Source organism: Halomonas fontilapidosi (assembly GCF_014192285.1).
Lineage (GTDB): Bacteria > Pseudomonadota > Gammaproteobacteria > Pseudomonadales > Halomonadaceae > Halomonas > Halomonas fontilapidosi.
Genome location: NZ_JACHXQ010000004.1, coordinates 1 through 12277, shown reverse-complemented (window position 1 = coordinate 12277; position 12277 = coordinate 1). Strand labels below are relative to the sequence as shown.

Below are 12277 nucleotides of genomic sequence, written 5' to 3'. Positions count from 1 at the left end.
TTAGCGCAAGAACCCGCGCACTCGACGCCCTGCCTAGCGCCTAAAGGAGCCTGAACCATGAAGAAGCGCATCCTCGCCTATGGCCGCCTGAATGATGAGCAACTGGCTCAGCTTGGCCAAGACGTCGAGGTCCAGACCTTTCCCGGCCTGGCCTCCGCCGACGACCCGGCCTTCCGGGCCGCACTACCCCACGCCCACGGACTGATCGGCGCCGGCCTGGCCATCACGCCCGAGCTGCTCGATGCCGCGCCCCGGCTCGAAGCCATCGCCACCATCTCGGTGGGCTACGACAACTACCCAGTAGAGGCGCTGACCCGCCGCGGCATCCTGCTATGCAATACCCCCGACGTGCTCACCGAGACCACCGCCGACACCGGCTTCCTGCTGATCATGGCCGCCGCCCGGCGCGCCCTGGAGCTGGCCGACCTGGTCAAGCGCGGTGACTGGAACGCCGGGATCGGTCCCGAACACTTCGGCAGCGACGTGCATGGCAAGACCCTGGGGCTGATCGGCTTCGGGCGCATCGGCGCCGCCGTGGCCCGGCGCGGCGCCCTAGGCTTCGGCATGCGCGTCCTCTACTCGAATGCCTCCCCCAAGCCCGAGCTCGAGCGCGAACTGGGGGCGGAGCGGCGCGAGATGGACAGGCTGCTTGCCGAATCCGACTTCGTCTGTGTCACCGTGCCCCTCACCCCCAAGACCGAGCACCTGATCGGCGAGCGAGAGTTTGCCCTGATGAAGCCATCGGCGATCTTCGTCAACATCGCCCGCGGCAAGGTCGTCAACGAGGCCGCACTCATCGAGGCGCTGGAGATGGGGCGCATTCGCGCCGCCGGCCTTGACGTCTTCGAGCAGGAGCCGCTCTCGCCGGAGTCTCCGTTGCCACACATGACCAACGTGGTGGCCCTACCGCACATTGGCTCGGCGACCCACGAGACGCGCACCGCCATGGCCCAGCGCGCCGTGGACAACCTGATCCTGGCGCTCAAGGGCGAACGGCCGATCGATCTGGTCAACGATGTTGCCTTGAGGGGCGGCTGACCCCGACAGGCCACATCATGTCGGCGAGGCAAGAGTTGAAATGCCTGACCGTTGTGGTCGTCACATGTCGCTGTGTATTGATCTGAATCAATCAAATCGCTCTTCTCAGATTATTTCTCATTGTCATTAACCCACCATAATTTCCCTTCCGTAGCCCAGCGCTATAGTCCCGACGTAGGGCCCGCACATGAAGCAGGCAATACGGGGGACAACGACAATGCCACAGGCCATCCCGAACAGCCGGATTTACAGCTTGTTGCCGGAAGAGCAGTTGATACTGGCCGCTGATCATGAGACCCAGCAGAAGCATCATTTCCGCGGTTTTCAGCTAAGTTTCCTGACGCTCGATCCCGCCATGAGTGGCGTGATGGGAGAACTGTCCAAGGAGTGCGAGAAACGCCTCGAGAGGCTGGCCAGCACGGCAACATCGATGCAGATATCCGACGGAGTGAGGGTCGGCGAAGCCCATAACGCCATTCCTGCCGAGATACGTCGACAACATACCTTCGTCGTCAATGACGACAAGGCTCAGCAGGTGCTCTCGCAAGCCCTGTCAGTGGCGGATCATTCCCTGAACTTCCAGGAGCTGCTGTTGACATCTTGCAGCACCCCAGCAATGGCTGACCTGCTCAGACAGTTTGTCGAACAGAAGCACTGTGCCTATCAAATCATCAAAGAGCTAAGAGAGCGCTGAGTCTGTCCGGCCACTGACACATAAAGGATATACCAATACGCGCCGCGGCCCCGGGGCACGTGCCATGCCTGATAGGCCAAACGTTTCTAGTGACTTCACTCCGCAAAGGAGACCATCACGATGACAATGACAAGATCCTCCCTTGAGGTCTCTACCCGTAAACAACTGACGGAAACCTCGGACCTCCCGGGAATCGGGGCGACGGATACCCAGGTGCCAGATCCCTATCCCACGCGCTTTACCTATGCACCCGAACAGAAGTTGATCGAGCGTCGTGAGCCCGTCGTCAAGGGCCGGGACTACCCTGGCCCTCTTACCCAGCGTCAGCTCGATGAATTCGAGGAGAAGGGTTTTATTTTCCTGCCTCATTTCATCGAGGGAGAAGAACTCGAGGCCCTGCGGGAAGAAATGCGCCGCCTCATGGTGCAAAAAGAGTACATAGGGCGGGACTTCAGCATCACTGAGCCACAGGGTAAGGAGATACGCTCCCTGTTCGCTGTGCATTTTCTTTCCGAACGGCTGAATGCTCTAGCACACGACGAACGCCTGACCGAGCGTGTCCGCCAGATCCTCGGCAACAAATCCTATATTCATCAATCCCGCATCAACTACAAGCCTGGCTTTGCCGGCAAGGGGTTCAACTGGCATTCGGACTTCGAGACCTGGCATGCGGAAGACGGCATTCCCAAGATGCATGCCGTCAGCGCCTCGCTGATCCTCACCGACAATCACCACTTCAACGGCCCTCTGATGTTGGTACCCGGGTCTCAGAATACTTTCGTGCCTTGCGTGGGAGAAACACCAGAGGACAACTATCGAAATTCTCTCAAGCACCAGGAAGTCGGCGTGCCCAGCCAGGAGGCCTTGGCGGAACTGATCACTAGGGCCGGCGGTATCGAGGCGGCAACAGGAGATGCCGGCGGCCTGCTGCTCTTCGATTGCAACGTGCTGCATGCCTCCAATGCCAACATGTCACCGGATCCACGAAGCAACGTCTTCTTCGTCTATAACCGGGTCGATAATCGTTGCCATAAGCCATTCGCTGCCGCCAAGCCCCGCCCACGCTTCCTGGCCCATGAGCCCGAAGAACGCTGGACACCCTGACCGGATAACGGGAAGGACTGCTCCTGGTGAAAGGCCCTCTTGGAGCGTCGTGTCGGATGGAAAAAATTTCCTTGCACAGGCTCGGGTTGCTTCTCGCCCACATCGGTCATCGTGCTCAGGAAAGCCCCTATGGGAAGAGGTGATGTGACATGTCTGATTTCATACTGGATAGCCCGATTCGTTGCTGTCTCCCCGAGGAAGAGTTCCGCCTGGCTCAGGTCCACGAAACGGAAGAGATGCATCGCTATCGCGGGTTTGCGCTGAGCTTTCTGCCCCACTTCCCCTGCATCAGCCGACTAATGAAGGCATTCGGCATCGATTGCGAGCAACGGCTGGAGCACCTGGTGGCCATGGCTGAAGGCCTGGGTCTGGCGGGAAAACTGAGCACTCCAGCGGTGCCTCACGACCTGGAAGCACAGCAGCGTCGACAGCATTTCTTCGTCGCCGATAATGACGTCGCACAGTTGACGCTCGGTCAAGCGTTGGCGGCTTCATATGGCGACTGGCAGTTCTATCAGTTGATGCTGGATTCATGCGGCACGCCGGACCTTCACGTACTACTCCACGATGTCATCGAACAGAAAATCAATGCCTGCCGGGTGCTCGAGGAAGTCTGGGATACCTGGGAGGAGACGCTGATCTGTCAGCACTTCGGGGACGCCTCCGCGTGTCCGAATGCCTCCTGCCTCAGCGACAGGTTGGCTTGAGAAACGTGCAAAGCGTCTTGTCGATTCTTGAAACCCCGCCACGCTCGCGAGGTGCGCCCAAAAGGCGCCGAGGCTCAACTAAGGAACTGCCAGGCCTCTTCCAGGCGCTGCTCGAAGGGCCTTTCATCGGGCGCAAGCTCCGCCACTCGGATGCTTGGCGAGAGTCGCGCTTGACCGGGAGCCTGGGCATCATTACTGCGTCCGACGGCTCGACGCAGTCGCTCAGCGACCTGCCTTGCCTTGTCGAGATCGGCACCCATCAACAGGGCGGTGACCTCGGTGGCACGGTAGCGGCCGGTCAGATCGGCATCCTCGGCCACTTCCAGCATCAGGCGGGCCAAGTGCTGCAACTGCCGGTCGCCAGTGTCGCGCCCGAAGCGCTTGTTGATGAGGGAGAGTTCGTCGAGTCTCGCCGATACCAGTGCCATGGAAAGGCCAAGCCGACGCCCCAACTGGCAGGCCGCTTCGGCCTGATCACGGAAGCTCGTGCGGCTGAGCAGTCCCGTGCAAAGATCATGGCCATCCTGGGCGGAAAGCGCCAGTTCATTCTCGACCATGCTGGCCAGATCATCGAGCATCTCGGCATCCTTTTCTCCGAAGGCCCGAGGCTCGGTATCCACCAGGCAGAGGGTGCCGACCTTCTCGCCGCCACGAAGGTAAAGAGGCCGCCCGGCATAGAAGCGTATGAAGGGGGCGCCAATGACGCCGGGATAGTCATGGAAGAGGGGGTGAGCACGGGCATCGCGCACCACCATCTGCTCATCGCGCTCCAGCGCCTTGTGACAGAAGGCGATGTCACGTGAGGTCTCCGTGACATCGAGGCCCTGCCGGGACTTAAACCATTGGCGGTCACGATCCAGCAGGCTGATCAGCACAGTGGAAACGCCGAAGAGCCGACGCCCCAGCCGGGTAAGACGGTCGAAGCGCGCCTCGGCGGGGGTGTCCAGCAGGCCAAGGCAGCTCAGCGCCGCCAGCCGGCGCTCCTCTCGCTGTGCCTCGCGGGCAGCGAACCAGTCAAGGACGGCGTCCGGCGCCAGGGGGCGCGAGATCAGATAGCCCTGGGCCAGATCGCATTCCAGTTCATCGAGGTAACCCAGCGTCTCCTGGTCCTCGACACCCTCGGCGGTGGTGCTCAACCCCAGGCTACGACCAAGTTCCACTACTGATCTGATCACCGCCCGCGACTCTTCCGACGTCGGGGCCGTCATCACGAAACGCTTGTCGACCTTGATCTCGGTGAAAGGCAATCGCACCAGTTGCACCATCGAGGAATAGCCGGTGCCGAAGTCATCGATGGAGAGCTGAAAGCCCTGCAGGCGCAGCCGAGTCAGAGTATCCAGCGAGGTGGTGGCATCCTGCATGGCGCTGGACTCGGTGAGCTCGAGCACGATGCGCTCGGGATTGATTCCATGCTCACGACAGCACTGGAGGATGGCATCGAACAGGGCGTTGTTGCCCAGAGAGCGAGCGGAGATGTTCAGCGATAGCAGCATGTCCTGAAGGACATGCTGCCCGACACGTTTGGCCGTTGCATCCGATGACATCTCGGCTAGCCAGTCGAGGGCCTTTTCGCTCACCTGCAGAGTGAGACGATCGATCAAACCATGGGCTTCGGCCAGCGGGATGAAGATGTCGGGCGGCACGAAACCCAGCCGAGAATGGTGCCAGCGAGCCAATGCCTCGAAGCCCACGATGGTGCCGGTGTGGCAACGCACCTTGGGTTGGTAGGCCATCTCGATCTGACCAAAGTTCAGCGCCTCTTCCAGATCCTCGACACTGGCATCCCCAGCGGAAGATATCTCGACAGGCGAGTCACCGACGGGCGGCTCCTCGTCCTTTTCGGAGGCCTTGTGGAGCAGTTCGCGAAAAGCGGAAGCCGAAAAGGGCTTGGCAATCACCCCGACGATATCCAGGCCGTGCTCGCTTGCCGAGCGCGCGGCGGCATCCATGACCCGGCTGCCTACGCCGCTGGTGAGGATCAAGCGTGCCCGACAGCCCCGCCTGGCCAGTTCGGCCATCACCTCCACACCGTCCATCTCCGGCATGATCAGGTCAAGCGCCAGGATATCCGGATGCCAGTGCATCGCCTCCTCGAAAAAGGCGGCGGGTGAGGTGATGTGTCGCGCCTCGAAGCCGGCGAACTCGGCAATACGGGAAATGGTCTCGCCCGTCATGGCCTCGTCGTCGAGGATCAGCAGGCGCGGCGACTTCCCCCTGTCCCATGGGTCAGTCTTCATCCAGGGTCTCTCTGATCATTCTCAACAGGGCGGCGGGGCGATAGGGCTTGCCGAGGAATCGGACGCCCTCATCCAACCTGCCGTCGTGGACGATGGCATTCTCGGTATAGCCGGAGGTATAGACCACCTTGAGCTCGGGCCTGAGCCCGCGTGCGGCAATGGCCAGCTCTCTGCCCGTCATGCCCCCTGGCATCATGACATCGGTAAAGAGCAGCACGATAGCGGTATCAGCGGCAAGCATGGCCAGGGCACTCGAACCATCCTTCGCCTGGCGCACACCATACCCTGCCGCCTCCAGTTGTGCCACGACATACCCTCTGACCATGGCATCATCCTCGACCACCAGCAGTGTCTCGCTCCCCCGAAGACGCGCCTCTTCCGCTGGAGCAGGTCGGGGACCCACCGCGGCTTGTCGAATGCGCGGCAGATAGAGCTTGATGGTCGTGCCTTCATCCGCTTCGGAGTAAAGGTTGACGTGCCCGGCGGACTGCTTGAGGAAACCGAACACCATACTCAGGCCCAGCCCCGTTCCCTTGCCCTTCTCCTTGGTGGTGAAGAAGGGCTCGAAGACCCGATGCCGGATAGCCTCCGGAATGCCCCTGCCGGTATCGGTTACCGCGATACAGACATAGTCACCCGGCGCCAGCTCGAGATAATCGTCGGTGTACTGGGCCGGGAGCGAGACATTGCGGGTCTCGATGGTCAAGTGCCCGCCATCGGGCATGGCATCACGGGCGTTGATGGAGAGGTTGAGGATCGCACTCTCGAGCTGCGAGGGATCGATATTGGCCGACCAGAGGTCGCTCCCGGGATGAAAATTCAGTTCGATCTGCTCGCCCAGGGTTCGCCGCAGCAACTCGCTCAGCTTACGGATCAAGCGGTTAATGTCGGTGGGTTGCGGATCCAGCGCCTGTCGACGAGCGAAGGCGAGCAGCCGCTGGGTCAGGTCGGCACCTCGCTGGGCGCTGTCAACGACGGCCTGGATCAGCGGACTGAGCCGAGCGTCTTCCGAGAGTGCCTCGCTGAGCAGGTCGGCATTGCCCATCATCACGGTCAGCAGATTGTTGAAGTCGTGTGCCAGGCCCCCTGTCAGGTGGCCGATGGCTTCCATGCGATGGGCTTCCTGAAGCTGCGCTTCGAGGCGTTTTTTCTCGGTGACGGTTCGAAAATAGACGGCCAGGCCCTCCTCACCCGGATAGGCGTTGACCTCGAACCACTGGGCCAGGGGCGGATAGTAGAAGGTGACGTGCTTCGACTCACCGGTTTCAACCGCGGCCCGGTAACAGGTCCAGGCCTCGCTCTCCCTGGCCTCGGGAAAGGCGTCCCAGATGCTGCGACCCAGAAGTGCCTCGGCGGATCTTTCCAGCACGCGCTCCGCCTGCTGGTTGAGGTAGGAGAAGCGCCACTCTTCGTCGAGCAGGAAGAAGGCATCGCTCATGTTCTCGAGACTTCGGGTCAGTCGCTGCGCCAGTGACACCTGCCGCGTCTCCGCCTCATGCTGGGCGGTGATATCCTCGATCACAGCCACCAGGCTGACGATCGTGCCGTGAATATCGCGCTGAGCGGAGACACTGTTTCGACACCAGACGATCCCACCCTGGCGATCCAGCATGCGCTTCTCGATGATAAAGCCGTTCATCTCGCCGGCCAGCAAACGCGCCAGCTTATCGAGATTGGCCGGCCTGTCGTCGGGATGCGTCAGGGAAAGGAAATCGGTGGAGGTCAGGGACGCCTCGGTATAGCCCAGCATGTCGCAAAAGGCCTGATTGGCATACAGGAAGCGCCCTGTGGTATCGGCCTGCACGATCCCCGTCGCGGCCTCGGCGAAGAGGCGGCGCCAGCGCTCTTCGCTGCTGCGATAACGCTCAAGGAGAGTCTTGAGTTCACGGGAACGGGCGATCAGCTCCATGTGCGTCGGTTCGATGACCAGCGCTTCGTCGAGATACTCGGTCACGTCCTCGGTACGGTGCAGAATCAGTGACAGTTGATGGTGCTCATCGAAGACCGGGACATTGATAGGGCTCCAGTAGCGCTCCTCGAAGTCGCCCGTCTCGGGATTGGGAATCGGGTAGCGCAGGACCGGCATGACATCGGGTTGGCCATAGCGCTTGACGCGCTCCAGCGAAGCGATCAGTTCCTCGAACCCGGCCGCATTCGACTGGTCGGGCGTCACGGGAAAAACGTCGAACAGGTAGCGCCCGAGGATGGCCTCGCGGTCCGTGTAGGTCGTCTGCAGATAGGCATCGCTGACCCCGACGATCCGGTAATCGTCGGCATTCAGGACCAGATACAGGCCAGGGGCGGATTCGAAGATGGCGCGGAACTGCGACGTCAGGGCCTGCTCACGGGCCAGCAACTCGCGATTACGCCGTTCGGTGGCATTGCGCTCGGTGACGTCATTCACCACCGAGAGCACCGAGACCACGCTTCCCTGATCATCGAGCTGGATGGAATTGTGCCATTCACATTCGATCAGGGTCCCATCCCGGGTCAGGTTGCGATTGGTCGAGACGTGCTGTGGCTCGGTTCCGCCGAGGAGTCGTCGAATGACCTCACCGACAGACTCGACGTCCTCCGGATGAACAAAGCCAAAGTCGAAGGGGTGTAGACCGACAACCGCCTTGGCCGGCCAGCCGAACAGGATTTCGGCCTGCCTCGACCAGCGCGCGATGCGAAAGTCGCTGTCCCATTCGATGACGGCCAAGGGCAGGTTGTCGAGGTGGAAGCTGAGCAGCTCATGAGCCTGATGCAGGGAATGGCCACCTCTGCCGGGATCATCGGGCATCGCGTCAATCTCCGTGATCGTTGGGCATCGACCCACTATCACGCAACGTAAAGCCCGGTTCAATGGACAGCTCCATCTCCTTGAAAGCGTATACCTAAAGCGTGGCCGCCAGACGCGAAAAGGGCCCACGACATCGTCGCAGGCCCTGAAATTCGTGGCGCGCCCGGCAGGATTCGAACCTGCGACCCTCGGCTTCGGAGGCCGATACTCTATCCAACTGAGCTACGGGCGCGAACGCCTGGCGATGGGTGCCAGGCGGTCGACATCGTACCCGCCAGCCCTGGCGCTGTCCAGCGGCTATCCCGCTCGCCCCCCGCCATGGTATGAGTCGTGGGCATTTTCCAGGCGTTAGTGATGCCGGTATACTGACCGGCAGTCATGCGCGCCATGGTGTCCACCGGCTGACGTGATGCCGAGCGTGTTTCCGAAGACAGGACCGTCGAGAGGTGGTGAGAGTGAAATCCAGCAAGCTGATTATAGGGTGTCTGGCCACCCTGGGCCTGACCGCAGGCGTGGCCATGGCACAAGACGACGCACAGCGTGAGGCTATCGCAGAACGCCTGAAGCCGGTCGGGGAACTCTGCCTGCAGGGCGAGGACTGCGGCACTGCCATGGCGGCGAGCGGCGGCGGCGCTGACACCTCCGATGGAGGCGGCGGCGACATCGATGGCGCTGGCATCTACAACAATGTCTGCATGGCCTGCCATGAGACCGGTGCCGCCGGCGCCCCCGTGCGCGGCAACGAAGATGCCTGGAACGAGCGCACCGGCAAGGGCTTCGAAACCCTGCTGAGCCACTCTATCAATGGCTTTAACGCCATGCCCGCGCGCGGCGGCAACCCCAACCTCTCCGACGCAGAGATGAGAGCGGCAACGGCTTATCTGGTCGAGCCAGTGATGGATGTGCCGGAAGCCGGTGGCGACGCCGCTGCCAGCGCCGACGAGCAAGCCGCAGCTTCCGGTGAAGAGCAAGCAGCCGCCGACGCGGAAGATACCTCCTCCAGCGAAGAGCAAGCTGCTACCGCCGAGCAGGATGCCGCCTCCGGCGACGAGCAAGACGCCGCCATGAGCGATGCACCGGCCCATGCCGGCATTGATGGCGAGGCGATCTACAACCAGATCTGCATGGCCTGCCATGAGACTGGCGCCGCTGGGGCCCCGGTGCGCGGCAACGCTGACCAATGGGCAGACCGCATGCCAAAAGGCATGGAAACCCTCTACGCGCACTCCATCAATGGTTTCAACGCCATGCCAGCCAAGGGCGGCAACCCCAACCTCTCCGATGACGAGGTGAAGGCCGCTACCGACTATCTGGTCGAGCCGGTGCAGTAAGCTTCCGGCGACAGGAAAAACACACGGGGCGCCCACGGGCGCCCCGCTGCGTTGGGTCACTCGATGAGTGAGCGGAGCTGCCTGAGTCCACCACCGGCATTGCTACCGGAGGAGGCAAAGCTCAAAACACCGTTGGCCCAGCAGTGAGCGCCCAGCCCAATGGAAAGCCTTCAGCCCAGTAAAGAGCCTTCAGCCCAATAAAGAGCGCAGCCCGGCGATGGCGTCCTGCCCGCGCGCCTGCTTCTTCTCCGGATCCTCACGATCAGCACGACCCTCCCACTCGAGATCACCCTCCGGTAGCTCATCGAGGAAGCGGCTGGGTGTGCAGTCCATCAGCTCGCCGTAGGTCTTGCGCTGGCGCGCCAGCGTCAGGGTCAGGGTGCGGCGCGCCCGGGTGATGCCCACGTAGGCCAGACGACGCTCTTCTTCCACCGTGCCCACCTCGATGGCGTTACGATGGGGCAGCAGCTCCTCCTCCAGGCCCATCAGGTAGACGTGGGGAAACTCCAGGCCCTTTGAGGCATGCATGGTCAGCAGCTGGACGCGATCGGAGTCGTCCTCCTCGGCCTGCTGTTCGAGGATGTCACGCAGTACCAGTCGCGAGATGGCGGCTTCCACGTCATCGGTCTCGGTCTCTGTGCTGGCCGTGTCCTCGGGGTCACGGTCCATGGACTTCTCGAGCTGGTCGACCAGCAGCCAGACGTTGGCCATGCGCCGCTCGGCGATGGTCGGCGCACTGGCGTTCTGGTAGAGCCAGGCTTCATAGTCCATCTCGTGCAGCATGCCGCGTATGGCATCGATGGCATCACCCTGGTCCATGCGCCGCCTGACTCCGTCGATGAAGTGGGTGAAGCGCGACAGCCGCTCCATCGCGCGTGCGGGCAACAGCTGCTCCAAACCCAGCTCATGGCAGGCGGCGAACAGCGAGATATTGCGCCCGGAGGCCTGGTCGTTGGCATAGTTGGCCAGCTTCTCCAGGGTGCTGGGACCGATCTCGCGGCGCGGCACGTTGACGATGCGCAGGAAGGCGTTGTCGTCGGCCGGATTGATCAGCAGCCGCAGGTAGGCCATGGCGTCCTTGATCTCGTTGCGCGAGAAGAAGGAGGTGCCGCCAGAGAGCTTGTAGGGAATCTGATAGTGCTGCAGCTTGAGCTCCAGCAGCCGGGCCTGAAAGTTGCCACGGTAGAGCACCGCGAAGTCACGCCATTCGGCCCGCTCCTTGATGCGCCGGGTGAGGATCTCGCTGGCCACGCGCTCGGCCTCGGCCTCCTCGTGGCGGTTGACCACCACGCGTATCGCCGCGCCCTCGCCCATCTCCGACCACAGGGTCTTGTCGTAGACGTGGGGGTTGTTGGCAATCAACGTATTGGCGGCGCGCAGGATGGTGCCGGTGGAGCGGTAGTTCTGCTCCAGCTTGATCACCTTGAGACGCGGGAAGTCCTCGCCCAGGGTGACCAGGTTCTCGGGGCGCGCCCCGCGCCAGGCATAGATCGACTGGTCGTCATCGCCCACCACGGTGAAGGTCGAGCGTTCGCCCATCAGCAGCCGCACCAGCAGGTACTGGCTGATGTTGGTGTCCTGGTACTCGTCCACCAGCATGTAGTGGATCTTGCGCCGCCAGCGGGCCAGTGCCTCGGGATCGTCACGCAGCAGCACCACCGGCAGCAGGATCAGGTCATCGAAGTCCACGGCATTGTAGGCCTTGAGGTGGCGCACATAGGCTTCAAAGACCCGTGCAGCGTACTGCTCATCGTCGTCCGCGGCATGCGAGAGGGCCTGGCCGGGCAGCACCAGGTCGTTCTTCCACTGGGAGATCTGGTGCTGCACGGCGTTGATCTGATCAGCGTCGACCTGGGCGTCCTTGTTCATCAGGTCGCGCAGCAGTGCCTTGGCATCCTCCGGGTCGAACAGCGAGAAACCCGGCCGGTAGCCCAGCGCCTTGAGCTCGCCGCGGATGATGTTGAGGCCCAGGGTATGGAAGGTGGAGACGGTCAGCCCGTGCCCCTCCTTGCCCTTGAGCATGCTGCCCACGCGCTCCTTCATCTCGCGGGCGGCCTTGTTGGTGAAGGTCACCGCGGCAATGCGCCGGGCGCTCATGCCGCACTCCTGCACCAGATAGGCGATCTTGGTGGTGATCACGCTGGTCTTGCCGGAGCCCGCCCCGGCCAGCACCAGGCAGGGGCCGTCGATGTAGCGCACGGCCTCCTGCTGGCGGGAGTTGAGGCCGTTGAGGCGCTGCTGGATGGACATCGGTATCGCCTTCCTCCACGTTCGCGCAGCGAGCTGCGCTCCTGGTATGGATTGACCCGTCAAGGGTTCGGTTGTCTCTACTGCATGCGGTTGTCCTTAATGCCTTCGGATCAGGGAGCGAGGGGCTATCA

Annotated in this window: 8 protein-coding genes and 1 tRNA gene; 5 read left to right on the top strand and 4 right to left on the bottom strand. The window is 62.2% G+C overall.

Annotation, left to right across the window (positions count from 1 at the left end; translation table 11 throughout):
- Nucleotides 1-57 precede the first annotated feature (57 nt).
- From FHR95_RS07460 to FHR95_RS07445, 4 genes are all read left to right on the top strand, one after another.
- On the top strand, nucleotides 58-1038 hold the full coding sequence (locus FHR95_RS07460; protein ID WP_183313935.1) for a 2-hydroxyacid dehydrogenase: 981 nt from the start codon (nucleotides 58-60) through the stop codon (nucleotides 1036-1038).
- Between the two features lie 217 nt (nucleotides 1039-1255).
- The gene (locus FHR95_RS07455; protein WP_183313934.1) at nucleotides 1256-1732 is read left to right on the top strand and encodes a hypothetical protein; all 477 of its coding nucleotides are present in this window, start codon (nucleotides 1256-1258) and stop codon (nucleotides 1730-1732) included.
- A 120-nt stretch (nucleotides 1733-1852) separates the two neighbouring features.
- Entirely contained in the window at nucleotides 1853-2836 is a 984-nt protein-coding gene (gene thpD, locus FHR95_RS07450) for an ectoine hydroxylase (protein WP_183313933.1), read from the top strand.
- A 236-nt stretch (nucleotides 2837-3072) separates the two neighbouring features.
- The gene (locus FHR95_RS07445) at nucleotides 3073-3543 is read left to right on the top strand and encodes a hypothetical protein (protein ID WP_183313932.1); all 471 of its coding nucleotides are present in this window, start codon (nucleotides 3073-3075) and stop codon (nucleotides 3541-3543) included.
- 74 nt (nucleotides 3544-3617) lie between these two features.
- Here the strand turns inward: FHR95_RS07445 and FHR95_RS07440 are convergent, their stop codons facing one another.
- From FHR95_RS07440 to FHR95_RS07430, 3 genes are all read right to left on the bottom strand, one after another.
- Nucleotides 3618-5780, bottom strand: coding sequence for an EAL domain-containing protein (locus FHR95_RS07440; protein ID WP_183313931.1), 2163 nt, complete (start codon nucleotides 5778-5780; stop codon nucleotides 3618-3620).
- On the bottom strand, nucleotides 5770-8565 hold the full coding sequence (locus tag FHR95_RS07435; RefSeq protein WP_183313930.1) for a hybrid sensor histidine kinase/response regulator: 2796 nt from the start codon (nucleotides 8563-8565) through the stop codon (nucleotides 5770-5772). Before FHR95_RS07435 ends, FHR95_RS07440 begins: the two co-directional genes overlap by 11 nt.
- A 155-nt stretch (nucleotides 8566-8720) precedes the next feature.
- Nucleotides 8721-8797, bottom strand: a tRNA-Arg gene (locus FHR95_RS07430).
- Nucleotides 8798-9020: 223 nt separating this feature from the next.
- Between FHR95_RS07430 and FHR95_RS07425 the strand changes: the two genes are divergently transcribed.
- Nucleotides 9021-9896 carry a c-type cytochrome gene (locus FHR95_RS07425; RefSeq protein WP_343065196.1) on the top strand — a complete coding sequence of 292 codons (876 nt, stop codon included), beginning with the start codon at nucleotides 9021-9023 and terminating at the stop codon, nucleotides 9894-9896.
- A 189-nt stretch (nucleotides 9897-10085) separates the two neighbouring features.
- On the opposite strand, the gene rep is transcribed toward FHR95_RS07425, so the two are convergent.
- Complete coding sequence (rep, locus tag FHR95_RS07420; protein WP_183313929.1) at nucleotides 10086-12146, bottom strand: DNA helicase Rep; 2061 nt, start codon at nucleotides 12144-12146, stop codon at nucleotides 10086-10088.
- Nucleotides 12147-12277 lie beyond the last annotated feature (131 nt).

Coding starts and splice junctions, on each gene's coding strand:
- FHR95_RS07460 (WP_183313935.1), top strand. CDS start 58: ATGAAGAAGCGCATCCTCGCCTATGGCCGCCTGAATGATGAGCAACTG.
- FHR95_RS07455 (WP_183313934.1), top strand. CDS start 1,256: ATGCCACAGGCCATCCCGAACAGCCGGATTTACAGCTTGTTGCCGGAA.
- thpD (WP_183313933.1), top strand. CDS start 1,853: ATGACAATGACAAGATCCTCCCTTGAGGTCTCTACCCGTAAACAACTG.
- FHR95_RS07445 (WP_183313932.1), top strand. CDS start 3,073: ATGCATCGCTATCGCGGGTTTGCGCTGAGCTTTCTGCCCCACTTCCCC.
- FHR95_RS07440 (WP_183313931.1), bottom strand. CDS start 5,780: ATGAAGACTGACCCATGGGACAGGGGGAAGTCGCCGCGCCTGCTGATC.
- FHR95_RS07435 (WP_183313930.1), bottom strand. CDS start 8,565: ATGCCCGATGATCCCGGCAGAGGTGGCCATTCCCTGCATCAGGCTCAT.
- rep (WP_183313929.1), bottom strand. CDS start 12,146: ATGTCCATCCAGCAGCGCCTCAACGGCCTCAACTCCCGCCAGCAGGAG.